This is a genomic window from Dehalococcoidia bacterium, from assembly GCA_030018455.1.
Classification (GTDB): Bacteria; Chloroflexota; Dehalococcoidia; order DSTF01; family JALHUB01; genus JASEFU01.
This window is the reverse complement of sequence record JASEFU010000009.1, coordinates 62,721-86,872: the sequence shown is the minus strand read 5'-3', so window position 1 is coordinate 86,872 and position 24,152 is coordinate 62,721. Positions and strand designations below refer to the sequence as shown.

The window sequence follows — 24,152 nt, the reverse complement described above, 5'->3', positions numbered from 1 at the left end:
CATTCTCGCGGATGAGCGGCGTGGTGAGCCGGTCCGGGCTGTGCACGAACTCCCAACCGAACCTGCCCTTAACGCAAAGCTGGCCCTGGTTGTGGGTAGACACGTCTCCTCTGGCGCTGACTAGTCGTCCCGCGCGTGTCCCCAGCACAAGGACGCAGCCGACGCCGCAGTAGGGGCAGACCGTTCGCACTTCATCGGTGGGGGGCAGAATCTCGTTGGTGGCCCAGAGCGCGCCCACGGGGCAGATATCGACGCAGGCGCCGCAAAACTCACAGGTAGATTCGGCGATAGCCTCGCCCTCGAAGGGGGCGACGACGCTGTTGAAGCCGCGGTTAAGGATCTCGATTGCCCCCACGCCGCGCACCTCGTGGCATACGCGCACGCACAGTCCGCACAGCACGCACTTCGCGAGATCGCGAACGAAGAAGGGGCTGCTCTTGTCGACGATGCTTTCCCTTTCCATACGCTTGACGCTCGTCGCGGCGAGGCCGACGTGGGAGGCTACCTTCTGGAGCTCGCACCTTTGGTTGGCGCGACAGGTCAGGCAGTCGCCGCAGTGCTCCGAGATCAGCAAAGCCGCAACTGTGCGCCGGAGGTCGTTGATCCTCTCCGTTTCGCTGCGGACCACCATGCCGTCGCGCACAAGAGTGGTGCAGGAAGTGACCGGGTCGCGCATGCCCTCCACATCCACCAGGCAGAGACGGCATCCTCCGTAGGGTTCCAAAATGGGGCTGTAACACAGGTGGGGGATGTATACGCCCGCGTCAAGGGCCGCCTGAAGGACGGTCTTGTCGGTAGTGGTCTCGATCGGGCGTCCATCCAGGAGGAAGCGCGCCTTTTCCGGGACTGCCATTCGCCTTCACTCCCTTCGAAATCAGATCAACTATGTTACCAGCACGGCGCCGAGGTTGCAGACATCGCGGCAGGAGCCGCACTTGATGCACTTTTCCTGGTCGATCACGTGAGGGACCTTCAGTTCCCCCGTGATGGCCTCCGTGGGGCAGCCTTTCAGACACAGGCCGCAACCCGTACACTTCTCCGCGTCGATGACGAACGTCGTGAGCGCTTTGCATACCCCCGCCGGGCACTTCTTGTCCCTGACGTGGGCCTCGTACTCGTGCCAGAAGTGCCTGAGGGTGCTGAGCGTGGGATTGGGGGCGGTCTTGCCTAGGCCGCATAGCGATGCGGTCTGGACGGCCTCGCCGATTTCGCGCAGCAATGCCAGATCGCTGTCTTCGCCCAAGCCCTCGGTGATGCGGGTAAGCGTCTCGAGGAGGCGGCGAGTGCCGATGCGGCAGGGCACGCATTTGCCGCATGATTCGCTCTGCACGAAGTCGGTAAAGTAGCGGGCGACCTCGACCATGCAGGTCGTGTTGTCCATGACGACCATGCCGCCGGAGCCCATGATGGCGCCGACGGCGGAGACGCTGTCGAAGTCGATGGGCATGTCAAGGTACTGTTCCGGCACACAGCCGCCGGACGGCCCGCCCATCTGGGCAGCCTTGAACGTGCGCCGGCGCGGAACGCCGCCGCCGATTTCGAAGACGACCTCGCGCAGGGTCGCGCCCATAGGCACTTCGACGAGGCCGGTGTTCTGCACCTTGCCGGCGAGGGCGAAGATCTTCGTCCCCGTGCTCTTCTCAGTGCCGATGGATGCGAACCAGTCGGCGCCGCGGCTGATGATCACGGGGACGTTGGCCCACGTCTCGACGTTGTTGATGTTTGTGGGCTTGCCGAACAGGCCTGATTGGGCGGGGAAAGGGGGCCGCGGCCGCGGCATGCCCCTGTGGCCCTCGATGGAAGCGATAAGCGCCGTCTCCTCGCCGCACACGAATGCGCCCGCCCCTTGCTTGATCTTGAGATGGAATGAAAAGTCCGTGCCCAGTATGGAGTCGCCGAGTAGGCCGTAAGCCTCCGCCTGCTCGATGGCGCGGCTGAGGTACTTGACGGCAATAGGGTATTCGGCGCGGACATAGATGTAGCCCTCGCTGGCGCCGATGGCATAGGCGCCGATGAGCATGCCTTCGAGGATGGCGTGGGGATCGCCCTCGCAGACGCCGCGGTCCATGAACGCGCCCGGGTCTCCCTCATCGGCGTTGCAGACTGTATACTTGGGCGAGCCTTCGGCTTCGCGGCAGAGGCGCCACTTGCGTCCTGTGGGGAATCCCGCGCCACCGCGCCCGCGAAGGCCGCTCCGGGACACCTCTTCGATAACCTCGTCGGGCGTCATCGATTGAAGCGCTTTGGCCAGCGCCTCATAGCCGTCGAGCGTCAGGTAATCGTCGATCTCCTGCGGATCGATCATGCCGTTGTGGCGGAAAACAGTCTTGCTCTGCCGCCGGTAGAAGGGGACATCCTCCTCTTTGTGGCAGAGTTTGCGCGATACGGGGTCGCGGTAGCACAGGCGCTCGATGGTCTCGCCGTTGAGGACGGTCTTTTCGATTATCTCCGGGACGTCTTCGGGCGCGACCCGCTGGTAGAAGATGCCCTGAGGGCGGACGACGAGCACGGGGCCGCGCTCGCAGAACCCGTGGCAGCCGGTCGTCTGGAGGCGGACCTTATCGGACAGGCCCCGCTTGCGTATCTCGGCGATGAAGGTGTCGCGGACGGCGGCGCTCCCTAGGGCGCGACAGCCCGTGTCGCACAGGGATATGCAGGGGAGATGTCGTTGGGGGTCGCCTCGCAGGCGCTCCTTGAGGGCAAACAGCTCCTCAGCCGATCTAATCGGTTCCACGCGCCTGCGCCTCCCCCTGCAAGTACTCATCCAGGATAGTCGCTGCCCGCTCGCGGGTCATGCGGCCGTGGTACCTGTCGTCGATCACCAGGAGGGGCGCCAGGGCGCAGTTCCCCAGGCAAGCCACGGTCTCATAGCTGAAGAGAAGATCCTCGGTCGTCTCGCCTTCGCGGATGCCCAGCTTCTGCTCCACGCCCTCCCTTATCTCGCGGCTGCCGCGGACATGGCAGGCGGTGCCGCGGCAGACGACAACGCGGTGACGGCCGCGCGGCTGCAGATAGAACTGTGCGTAAAAGGTGGCGACGCCGAGGACCGAGCTGGCAGGCACCCTGAGCTGGCGCGCAATGGCGCGCATCGTCTCTTTTGAGAGATAGCCGAGCTTGTCCTGGGCCTCCTGGAGGATCGGTATCAGGTCGCTGCGTTCACGTCCGTGGCGGGCGAATACGTCTGCGAGCTGATCAGTGGCCGGAGTCTGCGTTGTCCTCATACCAGAGATCCTTATAGGCCAGCCTCGTCCACGATGGCGGGGACGAGCTTCTCGGTGCCGATGGCCATGATGTGCACGCCCTGGCACATCCCCTTCATCTCGCGGATGAGCCGAGCCGCGATCTCGACGCCCTTCTTCGTGCGGTCTTCCGCCTTGTCCATCTCCTCGATGAGCGCATCGGGGACACGGATGCCGGCGACGTTCCTGTTCATGAAGCGCGCCATGGCGGCCGACCTGAGAAGGACGATGCCCACCATGACCGGCACGTTCAGGTGCTTCACCTGCCCCATGAACGACTCGAACGCCCTGGGGTCGTACACGGCCTGGGTTTGGAAGAACTGGGCGCCGGCCTTCACCTTCTTTTCCATCTTGATTATCTGCGGCTCGACGGGGTCGGCTTCGGGCGCGACGACAGCTCCGGCGCAGAAGGACGGCTTGCCTTTGAGTTCCTCGTTCGCCAGGTCGTGGCCGTTCTGGAGACGGCGCACCGTTTCGAGGAGTGAGACGGAATCGAGGTCGAACACGGGCTTGGCGTCGGGGTGATCGCCGAGGCCGACGTAGTCGCCGGTCAGGCAAAGGACGTTCTCGATGCCGAGGACGGCGGCGCTGAGGAGGTCGGACTGGAGGGCGATGCGGTTGCGATCGCGGCAGGTGACCTGGAAGATAGGCTCGATGCCCCGCTGCTTGAGAAGGCTGCAGGCGGCAAGCGATCCCAGCCGCATGACGGAGCTCTGCTGGTCGGTGATGTTGACGGCGTCGACGCGGCCGCGCATCGCTTCCGCGTTTTCCAGCATCTCCGCAACGTCCGTTCCCTTGGGCGGGCCGTTCTCGGAAGTGACTACGAATTTGCCCTGTCGGAAGAGTTCAGTAAGCTTCATGTTTCGCCGGCCTCCTTACGCCCGCACGTCCAGCGACCAGCGGGGGGTGTTGCGTATCTCCTTCGGCGGTTGCATCCGGGAGTATTGCTTGATGTTGATGGGCGCGTCTCGCAGCAGTTGCAGCCGGTTGAGCTTCCGGAGGCGCTCGTAGATGAGGTGCCAGCCGCAATCGCGCAGATCGGGCTGGAATTCGCATTTGCCGTTCTTGGCGCCGCCGCACTGGCCGTTGAGCAGGCTCTTCGTGCAGGCGGTCAGAGGGCAGATGCCTCCCGTCCACTCCAGGACGCAGTCGCCGCACTCCATGCAGCGCTCGCTGCCCTGCCACTCGCCGCGGGAGCCCCCGAGAGAGAGCGTGTTGCAGGCGGGATGGACCGGCTTGTCTATGGACGCGGCGGCCGCCTGTATCCCGACGCCGCAGCTCATGACCAGCACGGAATCGGCCGCTGCCACCTGGCCTGCGAAGGGCACAAGGCCGAGCTTCACCTGCGCCCTCTCGCAAAGGAAGTCGAGCACGGTGGAGCCGGTGACCGTTTTTCCCGCCGCCTCGAGCCGGCCTTGCATCTCGCGCACCTCTTCGGGCCCACCGGTGTGGGAGGCCTGGGCGCAGCCGTCACAGCCCAGGAGGAAGACCGAGCGGTCGCCGTTGAGATAGCCCAGTATCTCCTCCATCGGCTTTTGTTCGGAGATCAGCATGTTTGTCTCCCTCTAACTAGCGGATTGTTATCGCGCACTGGTTATCGTTAAAGATTGCTCCTCGATGACGCGTCGGACGATTTCCGGCAGCTTTTCCTTCAGCAGGGGCGTAAGTTCCAGCCCCCAGGCGATCTCCGCCGGCTCGACCGCGATGATGACGGTCTCGCGCGGCTGCTTGCCGATGAGCTCCATCATCCTCAGGCTGTCCAGCAGGCCGAGGTCGTGAAGGGAAGTTAGGAGCCTCGGCTCGGCGGAAACGTCGTCGGGACGGAACCGGTAGACCGTGCCCGGCTCGCCTCCGCCCTGGGCGGCGTCGACGATAATCAGCTTGTCGGCGCCTTCTGCGGCGTCAAGGGCGTCGGGCGACGTCCCTCCGTCGATGACCTGCACTTCATGGTCGGATGAGGCGAGACCCATCTCGCGGATGGCGCGCGCCACGTGTACGCCGATGCCCTCGTCCTTCAGCAGGACGTTCCCCACGCCGACAATCACGACCCTCTTACGAGACACGAAACTCTCCCAGACTCCTCCCTTTCGGCGTTATGAGGTGCACGGCACAGGCCAGACACGGATCGAAGGAGCGCACGACGCGCACCACTTCGAACGGGTTGCTCTCGTCTTTTACTTTGGTGCCCTGAAGGGCCTGCTCTATGGGCCCCGGCTGGTCGCGGTCGTCGCGGGGCGAGGCGTTCCAGGTGGTCGGAACGACGCACTGGTAGTTGGCGATGCGCCCGTCCTTGATGGAAATCCAGTGGCCGAGCGCTCCCCGTGCCGCCTCGGTGAGACCCATCCCCTCCGCTTCGTCCGGCAGCTCGTACTCGGCGTAGACCGGCTCTCCGGGCTTGAGTTGCAGCACCCATCCGGCCATTGCGTCGGCGACGAGCTTGGTCTCGAGGGCGCGGGCGGCGTGGCGTCCCAGCGCCGAGAACAGAGCGGTCACCGGCGCTTCGAGGGCGGAGAGGGCGCCGTCGACGAGGCTCTTCGCCGTCTCGTTGCCGCGGACGTAAGCGACGAGCATTCGCGCCAGCGGCCCGACCTCGTGCACCTGTCCGTCGTAGCGCGGCGATTTCAGCCAGGAGTAGGCGCCGTCCTTCCCCAGTTGCGGCGACGTTTCGCCCTGGGAGGGATGGCGCCCGCTGGAGGAATCGGCGTACCAGGAGTGGCGCACCTCTTCATGTATCTTGGCCGGTTCCAGGTCTTTCGGTTGCAGGTCGTCGGCGGCCACGGTGCCGCTCGGGAGCAGCCGCTTGCGCTTGACCAGGTTGGTCTCGCTGCCGTCGAGGTCGAACACGCCATAGCTCAGGAATCTGCCGCAGCCGCGCCCGATTTGGAAGTGGTCGGCGTAGGCCGTGGCGACGGCGATAACGTCTGGAATGTAGACGGTGTCGATGAAGCTGCGTATCTCGTTCAGACGCCAGAGGAATGCGGCGATCTTGTCCACGGTCGGCACTTCCGTTACGCCGCCGGGGACGATCCCTACGTTGTGCGGCATCTTGCCGCCGAAGAGAGCGAGCATCTCGTGCGCCTTGCGGCGGATGTCGAGCGCCTGGAGATAGTGCGCCACCGCCTGGCGGTTCGTTTCCGGAGACAGCCGATAGTCGCCCTCGTAGCGGGGGACGAACGGCCCCAGCTCGCCTCGCTCTATGAACCGCTTGACGGAGTTGAGCCCGGGGTCCGACCCTTCGTAGCCGGCCACGGCGGTCACGTCAACGTAGTCGAGCGCGGCCAGATGGTAGAAGTGAAGAATGTGCGACTGGAGGTAATTGCTCCCGAGGATGAGGTTGCGGATGATGCGCCCGTTCTCCGGAATCTTGCCGTCGACGCCAAAGGCGCTGTCCAGGTTGAGCGTCGATGCCATGGCGTGCCCGGTGGGGCAGACTCCGCAGATGCGTTGGGTGATGCGCTGGGCGTCGCGCGGGTCTCTTCCTTTGAGTATCAGCTCGAGGCCGCGGAACAGGGTGCCGGAGCTTCTGGCCTCCTTCACCTCGCCGTCGTCGACGATCACTTCGATTTTGAGGTGCCCCTCGATGCGGGTAATCGGGTCGATGACTATCTTGCCCACTTCTCAACCACCCTTCTCTGGCGAGGCGCCGATGTTGGCAAGGGTCGCCTCATCAAGCTTTTCGTAGAGGGGCGCCAGGACATCGGGGAAGCCGGGCTCCACGCAGCCGTGGCAGGGCGACCCAACGCCGATGCACCAGTTGACGCCGCCGTTCCACAGCCGCAACGAGCAGTCGGCGTGGGTGACGGGGCCCTTGCAGCCCAACTCCAGCAGGCAGCCGGGGTCGCTCAGCTTCTTGGCGAACTTGCCCTCGTCGAAATAGGCGCGACGCGGGCAGTGCTCGTGGACAAGCGGGCCGTAGAAGGCCTTCGGCCGGAGGAGCGCGTCGAGGTCGCCCGGCTTGGGAAGGCCTGTGAGGAGTACGCTGGCCAGGGCGCCGACGAACCAGTCCGGGTGAGGAGGACAGCCCGGCACGTTGATGACGGGCGTGGCCACGCCTTTCGAGTCGAAGAAGGCTTTCACGCTCACGCAGCCGGTGGGATTGGGCTTGCCGGCGGGGATGCCGCCGAAAGCGGCGCACGTGCCGAGGGCGATCACCGCCGCGGCTTTGCGCCCCAGGTCTTCCACCTGCTCGGCGATGGTCAGCTCCCTGTCTCCCCTTTCGCCCAGCGTGCCGTAGCCCCCTCCGGAGGCCGTGGGAACGGCGCCTTCGACGACGAGGAAGTAGGCGCCCGCGGATTGCTGCTTGGTCTCCTCGATGACTTCCAGCGTCATCTCGCCTGAGCCTGCCATCACAGTGGGGTGGAAGCGCAGGCTGACGTGCTGGCCGGGGACCACCTCGTCTACCAGCACGTTCTGGATCTTCGGGCTCACGCTGTTCAGTACCGATACGGAGCAGCCGCTGCAACCGGCCGCCTGGAGCCAGATCACAGGGCGCTCCTGTGTCTTCGCCATATCCCTCTCTCCTCGCTAGCTATCAGGAGATACCCGCCGCCCGCTTCGCCGATTCGACCGTGTTGTACATCAACATAGTGATCGTCATGGGGCCGACGCCGCCGGGAACGGGCGTGATGAAGCTTGCCTTCTCCTTCACGCCCTCGAAATCGACGTCGCCGACGAGGCGGAAGCCGCTCTTTTTCGTCGCGTCCTCCACCCTGTTGACACCGACGTCTATCACGGCGACGCCTTCTTTTACCATGTCGGCGGTGATCATGTTGGGCGCGCCGGCGGCGGCGACGATGATGTCGGCCTGCCTTGTGTGGTAGGCGACATCGCGGGTGCGGGTGTGACAGACAGTCACCGTCGCGTTGCCTGTCGGGCTCTTCTGGGTGAGCATGTTCATGAGCGGTCTGCCGACGATGTTGCTCCTCCCGACGATCACGGTGTGTGACCCCTCGATCTTGACCCCGCTGCGGAGCAGCAGTTGGATCACGCCGTGGGGCGTGCAGGGGAGAAACGCTTTTCCTCCCACTACCATTTTGCCAACATTTGTGGGATGAAAGCCATCGACGTCTTTATCGGGGTCGATGGCCATCAGCACTTCCGCCTCGTCCAGGTGCTTGGGCAGCGGCAACTGAACGAGGATGCCGTTGATCTTGGGGTCGGCGTTCAGCTTGCGGATGAGCGCCATCAGCTCTTCCTGCGAGGTGTCCGCGGGAAGACGGTTGTCGTCTGAGTAGATGCCGAGCTCCTCGCAGGTGCGCTCTTTCGCCGTCACGTAGGAGATGGAGGCCGGGTCTTCGCCGACGAGGACGACGCCGAGCCCGGGGACGATGCCCTTTTCGGCAAGTTTGGCGACCTCTTCCTTGATCTCGGCCCTGATGCTCTCGGCGACCTGCTTGCCGTCGATGATTGTCGCAGTCATAACGCTGTATTCCTTTCCCAACAGTCCCGCCGCTCGAGGCGGCGCGAGGTGAGGGGCCTAGAACAGGCCCCTCACCTTCCCCGTCTCGACGTCGACGTCGATCTTCCGGTATGCGGGGTCGGAGCCGGTGCCGGGCATGAGGGTGATCGCGCCGGCAACGGGTACGATGAAGCCCGCGCCCTTGAAGGTCAGGATATCGCGGATGGGCAGTTCCCAGCCCTTCGGGCGGCCCTTGACGTCCGGGTCGTGCGAGAGGCTGAGGTGCGTCTTCACCATGCAGGTGCCGAGCTCCGAAGAAGCGGGGTCGGCCTCGAACCGCTTGGCCTTCTCGAGCGCGACGTCGGAGTAGGTGACGCCATCGGCGCCGTACACTTCCTTGGCGATAAGCTCGATGCGCTTTCGCAGCGGGGTCTTGAGGTCGTACAGGAAGCGGAAGTTGTTCTTCTCCTCGCAGGCCTGGACGACGGCCTCCGCCAGCTCGACGGCGCCCTCGCCGCCGTGCAGCCAGTGCGACGAGAAGGCGCAAAGGGCGCCGTTTTCCTCGGCGATACGCCGCACGAGCGCGATCTCGGCTTCGGTGTCGGTGTGGAAGCTGTTGACGCAGACGACAGGCCGCACGCCCGCCTTCTTGACCGTCTCGATGTGGGCGATGAGGTTCTGGCAACCGGCCTCGACTAAAGGCAGGTTCTCCTTGACATAAGCGTCGTCGAGGGGGATGCCAGGTTTGACCGCTGGGCCGCCGCCGTGCATCTTGAGGGCGCGGATGGTGGCCACGATGACCACGGCGTCGGGGACGAGGCCGGAGAAGCGGCACTTGAGGTTCCAGAACTTCTCGAACCCGATGTCGGCGGCAAAGCCGCTCTCCGTCACCAGGTAGTCGGTGAGCCGAGAGGCAACGCGGTCGGCGATGATCGAGCTCTGGCCGATGGCGATGTTGGCGAACGGCCCCGCGTGCACGAACACGGGCTGCCCGTAGACGGTCTGCATCAGGTTCGGCTTGAGCGCGTTGACCATCCATGCCGTCATGGCGCCGTCGACCTCGAGGTCAGCGGTGGTGACCTCGTTGCCGTTCTTATCGTAGGCGACGACGATGCGTCCCATCCGCTTGCGGAAGTCGGCCAGGTCGGTGGCGACCGCCAGCATGGCCATCACTTCGCTGGAGACGGTGATCTGGAAGCCCGACTCCATCTCGAAGCCGTCCATCTTGCCGCCCTTGCCGATGGTGATGTTGCGCAGGGCCTGGGCGCAGAAGTCGATCGCCCACTTCATCTCGACGCGGTTGGGGTCGATGTCCAGGCGTCGCAGCCCGATCTTGGCCAGCCGCTCATCGCTGTAGTTGGCTTCGTGCTGCATGCGCGAGGTGATGGCGACCATGGCCAGGTTGTGGGCGTTGGTGACGGCATTGATGTCGCCGGTGAGGCCGAGGGAAAGGTCGGTCAGGGGGATGCACTGGGCAAGGCCGCCGCCTGCCGCCGATCCCTTGATGTTGAACGTGGGCCCGCTGCTCGGCTGGCGGATGGCGCCGACAACCCTCTTGCCGATGTGCGCCAGTCCATCGACGAGGCCCATCAGTGTGGTGGTCTTCCCTTCGCCCAACGGCGTGGGCGTGATGGCCGTAACGTCGATGTACTTCGCCTGCGGCTGGTTCTTGAGTCGTTCCAGCGCGAGCTGGTAGTCGATCTTCCCCACGTACTTGCCCATGGGGATAAGCTCTTCTCCCTGCAGTCCGAGCTCCTCTCCCAACTGGAGGAAGGGCTTCATCCACGCCTCCGCAGCCTCGGCGATCTGCCAGTCCTTCAACTTCACTGGGTCGAGGTCTACTTTGACTACCACGTTTTTCCTCCGTTCCTTGTTTATTGACTATGCTTATTACCGGTTTTGCATATACGCCCTGAGATAAGAGTCACTGTAAATGCTCTTATTCATCAGGAGCTCAGCCGTGATCATTTCATTCATCAACACCTCGTCGAGAGGGTCGTGAATGCTAGCGTCCATGCCGGCGGCGATGGCCATCACCAGGAAGGTGCGGTTTATCAGCGACCGCTCGGCCGCCTGCTGGCTAACGTTGCTCAGTCCGACGACGACGCGCGGCGGCGGGTCGGAGAGCATCTTGAACTGGGCGATTGTCTCCAGCGTGACCTTGGGCGAGGTCTGGTCGGTCTTGACGGGAAGGATGATGGGGTCGAGATAGACTTCCTCCACCGGCACGTCCTTTTCCATGGCGGCGGCGACGATGCGCATCCCGATTTCGACCTTGCCGTCTACCGTGTTGGCGATCCCGTTCTCGTCGATGGCGAGGCCGATGATGCCCGTGCCGAACTCCTTTGCCAGGTCCATGAACGGGTCCAGCTTGTCCTGGGCGCCGGTAGTGGAGTTGATGATTGCGGGGCCCTTGCTGCAGGCTGCTTCCAGTCCGGCGCGGACGACCTCGATGTTCGGATTGTCGATGGCAAGGGGGGCGTTCGTGACCTCCCGGGTCGCTTCCACGAGCCACTTCATTACTTCGGGCCGCTCCGCCTTGGGGACCCTGGTGCCGACATTGATATCGAGCACGTCGGCGCCGGCGGCGAGCTGTTTCTCCGCCATCTCTTGGACCGGCTTCTTGTCCTTGGCTGCGATGGCGTCGCCGATGGACGTGAACATGCCATTGATCCGTTCACCGATTACGATCATGGACATCTCCTTATCTAGATGCTGCTCATAAGGAGAGCCGGGCGAATGGCCTCGGCTCCGGTCAGTCCTTCATCAGTTGCGCGATCACCTTCTTCGTTGCGGCGACCGCCTTGGGGTGCCGCATTACGATTATGTCGGCGCCGGCCTGGAGCAAGGTAACCGCCGTCGTCATCTCCCAAAGCGCGCCGCGGTCGGTCTCGTTGCCCCACTGGGGGAATTCCTCGGCCGTCGCCTTCGCCTCCTTGGCCCGCCACGCCTCCTGGCCGACCTGGCAGATGACCGGCATCGCCATCATCTTGTCGCCGCCCAGCGCGGCGAGACGGCCCCGCTCCTGAATCGAGTAGACGTACTCGATGCCGTAGCCGAGGGCGCCGGTGGACGGGAACATGACCATGCGCTCCAGGGGGAACCCCATATCGGAGGCGAGGATGTTGACCTGCTTGGCTATGTTGATGTCGATCGGGCTTTCGCCGATGAGGTTGTGTCCGTCTGCCAGGCAGGCGGCCGTGAGTGTCTTGTAGTTGTCGTCCTTGATCGTCCCGATGAGGCAGCGTTCGCCGGCGGCCGCCTGGCTGCACTTCGGCAAGACCAGGTTGTCCTTCTCGTCGTGATCACAGCCCCAGATGATGAGGGGCAGGCCGGTGGCCGCGAGGACCGACTTCACGACGGCGGCGGAATCGTCCGGTGAGGCGTCGCCGAATTCGGGGTGGGCGCCCTTCAGCGTCAGGCAGATCATCTCTGCGCCGAACTTCTCTTCGCAGGCTTTCGCCCACTCGGCGGGTGAGTTGACGACGTCGCCAAGCGCGTCGACGAGCGAAGGCGCCCAGTCCGCGGGCGGGCAGTCCCAGACTTCCATGGCGACGACGGTGCGGTTGGGCGTGGGCCCCTCGAAGTGCATGTAAGGGAGGGCCTTCTCGCCTCCTACCCTTACCGTCGACTTCCGGGTGCCGCCGTCATCGGGGCCGGCGCCGATAGTCACCTCATTGATTGCCATCGTCCATCTCTCTGTTGCATCGGGTAGAGGCATTATCTTCTTCCTCCCTCAATGATCTTGTTCACGATGTCGTCGGCGGCCACAGCGGCCGCGGAATTTGCCGGCAGCGTAAGCAGCGATTCGTCCTGCAGCTCGTACATGAGAACGGCCTCGTCCTCGGGCACGGCGCCGATCGTTTCCAGGCCGGCGCGCTCGATTTCCGACATGACGGCTTCGTCCGGCTGGCCGTTGGCGCGGTTCAGGACGGCGTATTGCGCGTCTACCCGGAAATCGAGACTGTCCGAAAGCTCTTTCAGCCTTGCCAGCGTGCGGGCGCTGGTGCGCGTGGGCTCGCACACAAACAGCATGACGTCGACGCCGGCATTGGTGCGGCGGCTCAGGTGCTCCATCCCCGCCTCGTTGTCGATTACCACTGCCTTGTAGCTGCCGGCCAGCCCATCGACCAGCGAGCGTAGCAGGTTGTTGACCGCGCAGTAACAGCCGGGCCCCTCTTGCCGGCCCATCGTCAGGAGGTCAAAGCCGTTACCCTCAACGATGGCGCTCTGCACTTCCATCTCCAACAGGTCGCGTTTGGCAAGGCCCGCAGGCCCTTCTTGCTTCAAGCGAACGCTCTCCTCCCGTATCTGACCAAGCGTGCGTCCGGGCTCGACGCCGAGCTTCTGGTGCAGACACGCGTTCGGGTCGGCGTCGACGGCCAGCAAAGGTTTAACGCCGCGCGCCAGCAAGCTCCGCACGATGAGGGCAGCGATCGTGGTCTTGCCGACGCCGCCTTTGCCCGCTACTCCCAGGATCATCCCACACTTCCCTTCAGCGTACGGATATGCCCGACTGCTCCCTTTCCACGCTCGGGAACTTTTCGATGTTGGTGTGGGGCAGGAACAGCGAGCCGGTGTATTCGTTCATGAATTGAGGATCAGTGCTTAACTCGAAGTGAGTCATGTTCGGCGCAATCCGCCGCTCCATTACTTCAAGCGCCTGGCGTGAGAGGAGCCCCATCTTCGCTCCCTGGAGCGAGCCGTTGCCGATGAACTGGAAGCGTTCGATGGGCAGGTCCGGCAGCAACCCGATGCGTATCGCCTTGCGTACGTCGAGGTAGTTGCCGAAGCCGCCCGCGACGTAAACGTGCTGCACGTCCGTGAAGTCGAGCCCTGTGTGGCGGAGGAGGGCCTCTGCCGCTGTGTAGATAGCGCCCTTCGCCCGTATGAAGCTGGCGATATCTGCCTCCGTAATCACAATGTCGCGCCCGAGCGCCGTAGCGCTGCCGGGAACGACGACTAGCTCCGCCTGTCCTCCATCAAGCCGCAGGCGGTGCCCGGCGGCATCGGGAACGAAACGGCCGGAGCGATCGATGCACCCCGTCCGGTGAAGCTCCGCCACCAGGTCGATGAGACCGGAGCCGCAGAGACCGAGGGGCTTCTCTCCGCCGATGACTCCGGCGGCGGCGATCTCGCAGCCCCTCTCCAGCGTGATGTGCTCGATGGCGCCGTGCGTGGCGCGCATCCCGCAGGTGATACCCCCGCCCTCAAAGGCGGGGCCGGCGGAGGCGGAGCAGCAGGCGAGCCAGTCGCGGTTGCCCATAACGATCTCGCCGTTCGTTCCCATATCGATGAGCAGGCAGACTTCGTCCGAGTCGTTGATGCCGGCAACCAGCACGTCGGCTACCAGGTCGCCGCCGACGTAGCTGGCGACGCAGGGGATGACGCCCAGCAGTCCGCGGGCGTTAATCTTGATGCCGACTTCCGCCGCGCGGATGACGGGCGCAAACGAGGCGGTAGGGACGTAAGGCTCACGCCGGATATTGGCGGCCTCGAGCCCGAGCAGGAGGTGCGTCATCGTCGTGTTGCCGGCGCACATCACATAGGTAATGTCCTGGAGCCGCGTCTTCGTCTCCACGGTGAGCGCTGCGATCAAGTCGTTGATGTCATTGACCACGCACTGGCGAAGAGTGTGCAGCTTCTCGTCCGTATTCGCGTACATGATGCGGCTGATGATGTCTTCGCCGTAGCTGATTTGCGAGTTGTACTTCGCCTGTGCGCCGATGGTCTGCGACGAGGCGAGGTCCACGAGGTGAGCGTTCACGGTGGTCGTGCCGACGTCGACGGCGACGCCGTAGTTGTGAGAAGAGGTGTCGCCGGGCTCGATCTGCAGGACCTCCACAGTCCCGCCGCGCTGGCCGGTGGTCACGGTGACCTCCCAGTTGCTTCCGCGAAGCACCGATGGCATCTGCCTGAGTATGGCCAAGCCGGTCTGCATGATGGGGATGTGACGTCGCCGCCTCAGCTCGCGGTAGATCCTCTCCTGGTCGGAGATGTTGTCGTCGAGGGCGGGAGGCGGCAGCCGGAGGTAGTCCTTGCGGGAAAGCGGGTCGTGCGCGTAGGGCGCTCCCTCGCCGACCCACTGGGCGACGGGGGCGAAGCGGACGGCGTCCTCTGCTTCGAGACGGGGGACGGCGCCGACTCGCGATTCCAGGGGGACCTCGACGACGACATCGCCCTCGGGGAACGTCTGGCAGGCAAGCGCAACGCCGCGTTGTATCTCGCGCCGCGTGAGGAACTCGTTAGGTTCGGCAGTCACCTTGCCGGACCTGACGGTCACGCGGCACTTGCCGCAAACGCCGTCGCCGCCGCAAATGCTGTTGATCGGCACGCCGGCCGCCGTTGCGGCCTCCATGATCGTCTTGCCCGGGGCGATCTGTACCGACTTGCCCTCAGGGAGAAACGTTACTGTAAAGGTCTTCAAACGAGGCTCAACTCCAGACTGTCTTCAGGAACTTGGGGATTCCGCTGGCCTCCCTCGGGCCGACGATGACCTCCCAGCCCGATTCATCCTCTACCGCGCCGCTCATTGCTGCGACGTAGCCGGGGATTATCACCTTCTTGTGGGCCACTTTGTCCTTGAGCGCGTCGGACTTCAGGAAGGCCGCCACACCTTCGGCGGTGAACTTGTCCGAGGCAAACGCCGTCAGCACCGACGTCCCTTCGGTGTCGATGACGCCGATGTAGGCAGGCACGCGGCTCGCCTCGACCTCTCCCTCGACGCTGTAGTAAGTGAGCGAGAAGTTGGTCGTAATCAGCACCGGCGACTGCGGCGTGGTGGCGCCCACCTCGTGCAGCGTGGGCTCAACTTGAATGGGCTTGCGCGGGTCAGTGTAGACGTTCGTGCGCACCGTAAGGATGGGCAGTATCTGCTCCGGTTCCGAGAGGCTGGTGACGACGATTCCCGCGTACTTCGCGATGTATGAGGCCGCCTGAGCAACCTCTTCGAACGGGTCATCGCCGCGGGCGAAGGTGATGCAGGGGTAACCGAGATCCCTCACGCCCTTCTTTAGCGATAGACGGCGAACCATGGTAAGGTTCTGAAGCGTATGATTGAGCCCGTCGGCGGTCACATCGAGCACCATGTCCTCAACGCCGGCGGCTTTGACCTTCGCTGTCAACTCGGCCAGCGCTTCCAGGTTGTCCGCCTGCACGGCCAGGGGGCATCCCTTGTCTTTCGCCAGCGCTGCGAATCCCTCCCAGTTGTCGGGGCGCGCGGCGTGGATCAGCGGTTTCTTGTCCGCGCACACTTCAAGTGCGGCGGCCATCTGATCGACCCCCTTCGCGATCAGGACCATCGGGAAGTCAAGCTTGGAGGCGGCCTCTACGGCGCTCTTGAAGCGGCCCGCGTCGCCGCTGACGTTGTCGACGGCGACCGTGTCCACGCGGATTTCGGAGCCGACGCGGAAGAACTTGAGGGCGCCGATGGTGGCCACGCGCGCGGCAAGGGCGTCGCCGTCGAGGTCGTCAGTGACGCGAACGGCGATGCCCGGCGGGTGGTAGAAGGTCTCTTCGTGGCGGAACATCACTGTTTCGTTGCCGATCTCCAGTTTGTTTTCGCCGGCGCCGATTGTGACGAGCCGTATGGGCGGCGCCGATGCGCCTTCGAGCGCCGACTTGGCCTCGTCTGTCACGTGCGGGCACTCGTCGATTGCGGCCTGCTTCTGCGCCACCTTCATGGCGAACGCAAGGCAGGTGGGTTGGCCACACTCCTTGCAGCCGGCCTTCTTCGGCAAGAACTTGAGAATATCGAGAGCTTTCAGGGCCATGCTTGCCTCCCTCTTTAAAGTCCGTGCGGGACGCGTTCCGTTGCGGGTGGTCGCGAATTACATCAAAGGCTCCATCTGCAGCGCGGGGTGACCAACCTCTGTCAGGAACTCCACCAGCTTCTCCGTGTCGTCGGTGCAAATCGTCTCGTCGGCTATCTTGCTGGCAATGTCGGGGATGCCGATCTCTTCGCCGCGCTTGTTCAGGCGGTCGCCGTAGAACTCCTTGAGCTCTTTGGGCATCCACACGAGGCGGGCGAGCCCACCGTCGGCGGAGATGAACTTCCTGCTCAGGACGTACAGCCGGCCGACGCCCAGGAAGCCCGGCGTCTGGTTACCGCCGCCCACGGAGCCGGCGAGCGTGGAGAACGACATGCCGCACGGGGTCAACCCGCTGTGCTCGCGGTGGACAATCATGAAGCCGTTGGCCTCGGGCACGAGGGCCAGGATGCACTCGAAGCAGCCGCAGGAGGTCATCGGGTCTTCCATGATCGAGTAGGCGCTGACTGAAGAGACGTTGCGGCCGGAGTGGGCGTAGACGAACTCGTTCACGCCCTCCCATTGCCCCTTCACCTCGTCGATGACGCGCCCTTTCTTGATCGGCTGGTTGCAGCCCGTGGGGTCCATCTCGTAGGCGGCCTTGCCGTCGAGCCAGCTGTAGGCGCCGCAGAGCCCGAGCCTTTCGGGGCTGATGACGCAGACGTGGTTCGCGGCGTAGGACTGGCAGAGCGTGCAGGAGTAGAAAGTGTCGACGCTCTCGTCGCTCATGCCCGCCACCCTCTCGTCGCGCTCGGCGTACGCGGCCTTCGCCTCCGGCAGCAGGTCCTTCATCTTCGCTTCATCGGTGATGATGGTGACCTGTACCTTGTCGATGATCTTGCCGTACATCGCGTGCATGCGCGCGTGGAGAATCGTGCCGAAGTGGCTGAGGCGGAAGCCTTTCTCGAAGGCGCCCTTGCTGATGCGGATCCAGGGAATGTCGCGCTGGCCCATGTGGAATATGCCCTGGGCCTCGTTCAACTGCTCGTGGATCTGCCGCTCCATCACGCCCTCGAAGTCCTTGTGCATCTTGCGTCCGGCCACCTCGACGAGGATGGCCAGGGGATTAGCGGAGCCTTCCTGCATGCTGTCGACATCCGGCCCGATGAGCTCTATCTTCCCGTCTTCGATCTCGTCCATGTCGCGCATTCGCAGGTACTCGAAGGCGGCGGCGCGCGGCCCGCCGAACTCCGCCTGCATGTCTTCCTTGCGCACGCGCTCGCCCTCGAATGCGGGCGAGTAGGGCACCGGTATGTCGAGCTCGGTCACCGTCACCTTTACGCCGCGGACCTCGATTGACCGCGGGACGATCTTCTCGTGGTCGAGCTCGCGGACGACGTGCTCAAAGGTACAGATGCCAGTGGGCAGGATCTCAGGTATTGTTGTGTCGGCGATGATGGGGAAGCCCATGTTGATGGCGCCGGCGCCGGTGGCATACTTGATGTCGTCCACCTCGCCCAGCGTCATCCCGAAGGCGAAGACGCGCTCCTTGCAGTAGAGCAGGCAGTCGGTGGCGCGTCCCGGCTTGATGCCGCCGAAGGTCATGGCGGCGCGGATCGCCCAGTTGAGCGGATAGATGCCGGTGATGGTGTCGCGGCCGTAGGGGACGATGTAGGTGTCCCAGCCCATCTCGACGCCGCCCTCCATCAGCTGGTCGATGATGCTGCTGCCGTTGACCGACGAGCCGACGAAGGTCAGGATGCTGCGCTTCTGCAGCTCGCGGACGACGCTGACGGCTGTCTCTGTATCGGGCGCGGCGCCGAGTATGGCCGCGAAGCCGGGCATGCGCCCGTCCACGAGCTGGATGCCCAGGCTCCTGAGGATAGTGTCGGAGAAGAAGCCGTTGCAGTCCGGCTGCGGCTCCTCCCCGAAGAGATAGCGAACGGCAACGATGATTTCCTCGGCCAGCAAAGCGGCGATGCCGGCGTCGAGGGTCGTGCCGAGGTAGGGGAGCCATATCTGTTCGCTTGGCACCTCGCCCAGAAGCTCGCGGGCGTGTTCCAGGATCGGCTTCATCTCGCCGACCGTTCTCACCTCGGCTCCGAGGAGCGCGTTGGCCATGGGCAGGTGGAAGGCGGTATCGGGAAACTCCACCCTCGCGTCTTCGCCCTTCTCCTCGCGCGCCTTGTTAAAGGACTCCTCGGCCTGACGGACAAGCTCATGGGCGCCCCGGATAGCTGCGCTGGCAATTATCTTGGACATCTTTTCCTGCTCCTCTTCGTTTCTATTCCTTAGAACTCAGAACCTTTTCCATGGCGCTACGAAATTCGACGCCACGGCAACGGGGGCAGGTGGCCGCGAGCTCCTGAGAGAAGTGCAGCTTTTCATGCACCCGCCGGACCTGTTTCTCGGTAGCGAAGGGGATGCCGCAGACACGACAGTTGATCCGTGGCACCCGCGCGCTCGGCTTCTTTGCGCCTTCGGTCTCGATTTCGGTGTCCTGGTTGGCGGTCTGCGTCACGCGTCACCTCCAGTCAAGCACTGGGCGATCTCGACGAGATAGCCGTCGCGCCGCGCTTCCCGCACTTCTTCGAGCTGTTTGTACGTCAGGGCGCCTGTCGGGCAGGCCTCGACGCAGGCGGGCAGCTCGCCTCGTTGCACGCGCTCGAAACACTGGTCGCACTTGACGACGACCTTGCGCGCCTCGTCCATTCGGATCACGCCGAAGGGGCAAGCGAGGACACACCAGTCGCAACCGATGCACTTCTCCTCGTCGAGGAGCACGGGGGTTGTCTGGTCTTCGCGGTACAGCGCTTTGGTCGGGCAGAGCGCGATGCAGGGCGCGTTGGCGCACTGCCGGCACTGGAGAGGCACCGAGAAGGTTATCCCCTGCTGGACACTCACGCGTGAGCGCGGCGGCGGGTTCTCATGGATGGCCTGGTAGAGGTCTTTGGAAGCCGAGTGCTCGACGGCGCAAGCGATCTCGCAAGACTTGCAGGCGTTGCACTTGTCGACGTCGACTATGATCATTCCCTTCATGGCGGTCACCTACTTCCTGCTCGCGCTAGCGGGCCACAGCGGCGAGATCAGCCGCCGCCACGGGCTCGTTCAGCATCGGCCGTAGCTTCAGGTCGGCGCGCTTCTTGTTGATGTGCTCGATCATCAGTTGCGCCGCCTTGATCGGGTCGGGCTCAAAGGCGAAAGCGGCCCCGAAGTCCTGCTCCATGCCGCGCGTCATGTAGTCGGCGACCTTTTCGGAGCCGAGGACGGGCATCGGGGTGCCGAACACGGTGAACACGCCCGAGGCGACGACGTAGAAACCGATGGCTACCGCTTTCTCGCTCATCCACTCCGGTGCTGCGCCGGCGACCGGTATCTCGTCAATCGATTCGCCGACGCCGCCCTCCTTGACCACGTTGCAGAGGGCGACGAGGATGCGGCTGTTGTCGACGCAGGCGCCCAGGTGGAGCACGGGCGGGATGCCGACGGCCTCGCACACCTCGCGCAGGCCTTTGCCGGCGTACTTGAAGGCTCCTTCGGGCGCGAGCATTCCTGCCTTAGCGCAGGCGATGGCGGAGCACCCCGTCTGCACAACGAGCACGTCGTGGCGCAGCAGCTCCTTCACCATCTCCACGTGGGCGAAGTTGTGCTTGATGTTCGGGTTGCAGCAGCCGACGACGCCCGCGAGGCCGCGGATGCGCCCCTCAATGATGGCGTTGTTCAGCGGCCGGTATGTGGCGCGGTAGCGGCCGCCGAGGAAGTGGTAGGTGTTCTCGGCGGTAAAGCCGGCGATGAGGTTGGATGTCTCTTTCTCGTCCGGGATCACTACCGAGTCCTGCTTGCGGTTGGGGAAGTTCTCGATTGCGGCGCGCACGATCCGCTTCGCTCCGTCGAGCGCATGCTCCTCGTCGAATTGTATGTGCTCTACGGCGCCGTTTTCAGGGAAGCGCGCCTTCACGGAGGTGGTGACGAGCTTGGTGTGGAAGCAACTTGCCAGGCTGCTCAGGCCGGGCATAATGCACTGCACGTCCACTACCATCGCGTCGACGGCGCCGGTGAGGATGGCCAGCTCCTGCTGGAGGAAGTCGCCGGCGATGGGAATGCCGTGCCGCATCAGGATCTCGTTGGCGGTGCAACAGATGCCGCCGAGGGTGATGCCGTTTGCGCCTTTTTCCTTCGCCAGCTTGAGGAGCTCGGGGTCGCGCGATGCGACGACGATCATCTCGGAGAGTATGGGCTCGTGGCCGTGGACGATGATGTTCACCTCATCCTTCTTGAGGATGCTGAGGTTGAGGCGGGCGCGGATCGGTTGCGGCGCGCCGAAAAGCACGTCCTGGAGGTCAGTGGCTATCATGGAGCCGCCCCAGCCGTCGGCGAGCGCGGCCTTCGTGCCGATGCGCAGCACGTCCTTGTAGTCGTTGGCCACGCCCATGTGGGTGGTGTGCATCACCTCGACCACCTCGCGGTCTATGCCGCGCGGCACGACGTTCCGTTCCCGCCAGTTCCGCCGCTGCTTCTCGGGCGCCCGAGCAAGAAAGAGCAGCTCGCCGTGCTGCTGTCCGAACTCGCTGAACGCCTTCTCCGCCACCTCTTCGGCCAGCTTCGCCTTGTCTTTGCCGGCGATGTCGATGCCGTACTCGGCGGCCAGCGCCCGCAGCTTCACTTCGTCCTTGATCTCGTAGCCCTGGGCTTCGCCGCGGGCAGTCATCAGGACGGTGTGGGCGACGTCGCGTCCGTGATCGGAGTGCGCGGCGGCGCCGGCGGCGATCATGCGCACCAGGTTGCGGGCGACGATTGTGTCGGCGTCTGCGCCGCAAACGCCCGTTTGAGTGCCCTCGCCGAAGGGGTCAATCCGACAGGGGCCCATGTTGCAGATGCGACAGCATATTCCCAGGCTGCCAAAGCCGCACTGGGGCTGCATGGCCTCCCAGCGATCCCAGGCGGTGGGAACCCCTTGTTGCTCGGCGACGTCCAGCATCTTTTGTGAGACAGGATCGATGGACCTCTTTTCTGCTTTGCTCACGGTTCAGTCCTTTCTGAGACTGGCCAGCAAATCATTGATGGCCTTCCCCACTCCGTCGTTGGCGGCTGCGATCGAGCGCTGCTCCCGGTCGAGCCGCCGCAGTTCCTCGCTATAGGGCAATGAGGCAATGAGCCCCGTTTCGCCCAACTCGTCGCGCACAAACCGCTCATCCAGCGGACTGCTTACCTTGTTCAGCACCACGCCGACCTTCTTCAGGCCGAGGTCCTGCGCCAGAGCCATTATCCGACGCGCTGTCTCCAGGCTGCGCCTTCCCGGCTCGACGATAATGAGCAGCCGGTCGACGGCGGCCACCGTGCCGCGCGTCAGGTGCTCGATGCCCGCTTCCATATCGAGAATAAGGTCGCAATCGGGGTCAAGGAGAAGGTGGGTGGTGAGGCTCAGCAGGAGGGCGTTTTCGGGGCAGTAGCAGCCCGCTCCGCCCTGCTTCAACTGCCCCAGAATCAGGACTTTGACTCCGGCGATATCCACTCCATATTCGTCGGGGATGTCGTCCACGCGGGGGTTTAGCTTGAACATGGCGCCCCGCGTGCCGGGCTTGACGCCGGTACGTTCCTCGATCAGGTCATGCAGTTCAATGAGAGGGCGGATCTCTTCAGGATGCGGATGACCCAGGCAGGCCGCCAGATTGGAGTCGGGGTCGGCATCGACGGCTATGACCTTCCGGTTGGCCCGGGCTAACGCGGTAGCCAGTAAGGCCGCAACTGTCGTCTTGCCGACGCCACCCTTGCCGCTGACTGCAACTTTCACGGTTGCAGATCCCCTCCAGCGCAGCTCGGAGCCGTGGCTGGCGCAACTTGCGAAAACCAGGTAATTTCAATACTGCATCAGTAGGTTGACAAAAGTCAAGCGAGTTTGTGGGGGGTTTCACTACCCCCCTCGCGCACCCCCCCTTCCCCTCCCCCCGTATCGATGCGGGTCCCTTTCGAGGTTGGAAGACTGGGGCGGTGGTGGACGACGGCTTGCGGCAGCTCGGCCCGCGCTCGTAAAGCGTGGGCGTGCGCCTGGGCCTGCCGAATGAGTTCTTAATCGCGGGGCTCACGAGGACGGGCGCGCACTATCGCGTTTCGGCATGACGCCGGACGACAGGATGGCGGCGAGCCCCGGGGGCGTGGAGTGGAGCAGACCTCGGAGGAGGCGCGAACGTTCTTCGCTGTGGAGAGAATGCGCCGTTCGTTCGACGAGTCGATCGGGCTGTGAGCGAATCTACGGGGCGCAAAAAGGCGCACGCGGGTTGCGACCGGTCGGGCATTGGTCGGCGGGATGGACGGAGGCGAGAAAGGCGCTAAGCAGCCGTGATGAGGAGAACGGGCACGTGTGACTCGCGAAGGACTTCATCGGCCACGCTGCCGAACATGAGGCGCGCCAGTCCGCGCCGCGAGCGAGTGGCCATGGCGATGATGTCGCTCCCGTACTCGGTCGCTGCCTTGATTATCTCCTCACCGGGACTGCCGAAGCGGACCTCCATTTCGGCCCTCAATCCGTGGTCGGCAAAACGCTCGGCGACCGGGTGCATGTAGCTCTCGGCCTGTTCGATCTGCGCTTCGATCCAAGCAACGCTGGCTGCTTCGTCGCCGACCGAGTCCACATTCTTGCCGTTGCCGTTCTTGCTCAGATCGACGACGGTGAGGAGCCGGACGTTGCATCCCAAAGCCTTGGCGGTCGCCGCGGCGTGGGGAACGACGACTTCCGATCGCATGGAGCCGTCAATGGGGACGAGCATCTTCTTATACATCCCTGAATCCTACCTCCTCATCGGCTTGGTACAGAGAGATATCGGCCGCGGGCGGTCCTCCCTGCATAGGGGTAATTCCCGACTTGAAGGCGGGGCCGCGGCAGACCGCTGTGGGAGCCGGGCGAGACGGAACGGGCCGTGATTGCCGGTTAGATTTCGACCCTGGGGGCGAATGGGATGGGAGCGAGTCCCCCTGCGAGGAAGCCGCCATCGAGCGGGAAGCCCTGGCCCGTCATGTAGCTGGAGGCATCGGAGGCGAGGAACACGGCGAGCGGCCCCAGCTCCCACGGCTCGCCCACACGCTGTGCGGGGAAGAAGCGGCCGCGGTCGCGCCAGTACTGCTCCTCGTCTTCGCTTTCGACGGGCCGCCGCGCGATCTCGCCGGGGATGATGCAGTGGACGCGTATGTTGTAGGGAGCGAGCATGACTCCGAGCGACTTGCTCAGCGAGATGACGGCCGCTTTCGCCGCCGCGTAGGGAAAGATGTTGGGCGCGCCGCGCAGCGCCGTGCCGGAGCCGAGGTTGATGATGACGCCGGAGCGCTGCTCCATCATCGGGCGGGCGGCGGCGCGGGCGCAGTAGAAAGCGCTGGAGAGATTCACCTGGAGGTTGTCGTGCCAGTCGTCGTCGGTCACCTCAAGCAGCGGCTTGCCGAGGCCACGGCGCTCACCGAGGCCGGCGTTGCTGAGCATGACGTCGATGCGCCCGAACTCGTCGAGGCAACGCTGAATGAGGGCGTCGCACTGGCGCGAGTCGCGCACGTCGACCGACATGGAGAGGGCGCGGCGCCCGAGCGCGCGCACCTCTTCGACCGTCTGCTCGTTCTGCTCTGTCAGCAGGTCGGCGGCGAGGATGTCGGCGCCCGCCTTCGCGAGGGCGAGGGTCATCTGCTTCCCTAGGCCGCGGGCGGCGCCGGTGACGACAATCGCTTTGCCGGCAAGGTCGAACTTCTCCATTGCCATTATGGGAGCTCCTCTCTTGACCCTCGATT

At 64.2% G+C, this 24,152-nt stretch carries 22 protein-coding genes; all 22 read right to left on the bottom strand.

The genetic code is table 11. The features are described 5' to 3' along the window. The coding region (locus tag QME71_10145) for a 2Fe-2S iron-sulfur cluster-binding protein (GenBank protein MDI6858661.1) at positions 1–853 on the bottom strand (853 nt) is incomplete at its 3' end. A gap of 30 nt (positions 854–883) precedes the next feature. After that, a complete protein-coding gene (locus QME71_10140; GenBank protein ID MDI6858660.1) occupies positions 884–2,734 on the bottom strand; it encodes an NADH-quinone oxidoreductase subunit NuoF in 1,851 nt (616 codons plus the stop codon). Then, positions 2,721–3,221 (bottom strand): NADH-quinone oxidoreductase subunit NuoE, encoded by a 501-nt coding sequence (nuoE, locus tag QME71_10135; GenBank protein MDI6858659.1) that lies wholly within the window; start codon positions 3,219–3,221, stop codon positions 2,721–2,723. Before nuoE ends, QME71_10140 begins: the two co-directional genes overlap by 14 nt. 11 nt (positions 3,222–3,232) lie before the next feature. Further along, complete coding sequence (locus QME71_10130; protein ID MDI6858658.1) at positions 3,233–4,099, bottom strand: methylenetetrahydrofolate reductase; 867 nt, start codon at positions 4,097–4,099, stop codon at positions 3,233–3,235. A 15-nt stretch (positions 4,100–4,114) separates the two neighbouring features. Then, a complete protein-coding gene (locus QME71_10125; GenBank protein MDI6858657.1) occupies positions 4,115–4,792 on the bottom strand; it encodes a methylenetetrahydrofolate reductase C-terminal domain-containing protein in 678 nt (225 codons plus the stop codon). Between the two features lie 27 nt (positions 4,793–4,819). Beyond that, positions 4,820–5,302 (bottom strand): HyaD/HybD family hydrogenase maturation endopeptidase, encoded by a 483-nt coding sequence (locus tag QME71_10120; GenBank protein ID MDI6858656.1) that lies wholly within the window; start codon positions 5,300–5,302, stop codon positions 4,820–4,822. Beyond that, a complete protein-coding gene (locus tag QME71_10115; GenBank protein ID MDI6858655.1) occupies positions 5,292–6,854 on the bottom strand; it encodes a nickel-dependent hydrogenase large subunit in 1,563 nt (520 codons plus the stop codon). The genes QME71_10120 and QME71_10115 overlap by 11 nt, the downstream gene beginning before the upstream one ends. 3 nt (positions 6,855–6,857) lie before the next feature. Beyond that, on the bottom strand, positions 6,858–7,748 hold the full coding sequence (locus QME71_10110; protein MDI6858654.1) for a hydrogenase small subunit: 891 nt from the start codon (positions 7,746–7,748) through the stop codon (positions 6,858–6,860). A 22-nt stretch (positions 7,749–7,770) separates the two neighbouring features. Further along, the gene (gene folD, locus QME71_10105; protein MDI6858653.1) at positions 7,771–8,658 is read right to left on the bottom strand and encodes a bifunctional methylenetetrahydrofolate dehydrogenase/methenyltetrahydrofolate cyclohydrolase FolD; all 888 of its coding nucleotides are present in this window, start codon (positions 8,656–8,658) and stop codon (positions 7,771–7,773) included. A 57-nt stretch (positions 8,659–8,715) separates the two neighbouring features. Continuing rightward, positions 8,716–10,515, bottom strand: a complete 1,800-nt coding sequence (locus QME71_10100) for a formate--tetrahydrofolate ligase (protein ID MDI6858652.1) — start codon at positions 10,513–10,515, stop codon at positions 8,716–8,718. A 12-nt stretch (positions 10,516–10,527) separates the two neighbouring features. Further along, on the bottom strand, positions 10,528–11,331 hold the full coding sequence (locus QME71_10095; protein ID MDI6858651.1) for a dihydropteroate synthase: 804 nt from the start codon (positions 11,329–11,331) through the stop codon (positions 10,528–10,530). A 61-nt stretch (positions 11,332–11,392) separates the two neighbouring features. Beyond that, positions 11,393–12,358, bottom strand: coding sequence for an acetyl-CoA decarbonylase/synthase complex subunit delta (locus QME71_10090; GenBank protein MDI6858650.1), 966 nt, complete (start codon positions 12,356–12,358; stop codon positions 11,393–11,395). Continuing rightward, a complete protein-coding gene (locus tag QME71_10085) occupies positions 12,358–13,119 on the bottom strand; it encodes an AAA family ATPase (GenBank protein MDI6858649.1) in 762 nt (253 codons plus the stop codon). The genes QME71_10090 and QME71_10085 overlap by 1 nt, the downstream gene beginning before the upstream one ends. A gap of 13 nt (positions 13,120–13,132) precedes the next feature. Next, complete coding sequence (locus QME71_10080; protein ID MDI6858648.1) at positions 13,133–15,064, bottom strand: ASKHA domain-containing protein; 1,932 nt, start codon at positions 15,062–15,064, stop codon at positions 13,133–13,135. A 7-nt stretch (positions 15,065–15,071) separates the two neighbouring features. Beyond that, positions 15,072–16,409 (bottom strand): acetyl-CoA decarbonylase/synthase complex subunit gamma, encoded by a 1,338-nt coding sequence (gene acsC, locus QME71_10075; GenBank protein MDI6858647.1) that lies wholly within the window; start codon positions 16,407–16,409, stop codon positions 15,072–15,074. A gap of 57 nt (positions 16,410–16,466) precedes the next feature. Beyond that, complete coding sequence (gene acsB / locus QME71_10070) at positions 16,467–18,647, bottom strand: acetyl-CoA decarbonylase/synthase complex subunit alpha/beta (protein ID MDI6858646.1); 2,181 nt, start codon at positions 18,645–18,647, stop codon at positions 16,467–16,469. A gap of 22 nt (positions 18,648–18,669) precedes the next feature. After that, a complete protein-coding gene (locus QME71_10065) occupies positions 18,670–18,906 on the bottom strand; it encodes a hypothetical protein (protein MDI6858645.1) in 237 nt (78 codons plus the stop codon). Then, positions 18,903–19,424, bottom strand: a complete 522-nt coding sequence (locus QME71_10060; GenBank protein ID MDI6858644.1) for a 4Fe-4S dicluster domain-containing protein — start codon at positions 19,422–19,424, stop codon at positions 18,903–18,905. Before QME71_10060 ends, QME71_10065 begins: the two co-directional genes overlap by 4 nt. 25 nt (positions 19,425–19,449) lie before the next feature. Further along, entirely contained in the window at positions 19,450–21,408 is a 1,959-nt protein-coding gene (gene cooS, locus QME71_10055; GenBank protein MDI6858643.1) for an anaerobic carbon-monoxide dehydrogenase catalytic subunit, read from the bottom strand. A 3-nt stretch (positions 21,409–21,411) separates the two neighbouring features. After that, the gene (locus QME71_10050) at positions 21,412–22,176 is read right to left on the bottom strand and encodes an AAA family ATPase (protein MDI6858642.1); all 765 of its coding nucleotides are present in this window, start codon (positions 22,174–22,176) and stop codon (positions 21,412–21,414) included. A 535-nt stretch (positions 22,177–22,711) separates the two neighbouring features. After that, the gene (locus QME71_10045; protein MDI6858641.1) at positions 22,712–23,161 is read right to left on the bottom strand and encodes a universal stress protein; all 450 of its coding nucleotides are present in this window, start codon (positions 23,159–23,161) and stop codon (positions 22,712–22,714) included. Between the two features lie 149 nt (positions 23,162–23,310). After that, positions 23,311–24,123 carry an SDR family oxidoreductase gene (locus QME71_10040; protein MDI6858640.1) on the bottom strand — a complete coding sequence of 271 codons (813 nt, stop codon included), beginning with the start codon at positions 24,121–24,123 and terminating at the stop codon, positions 23,311–23,313. Positions 24,124–24,152 lie beyond the last annotated feature (29 nt).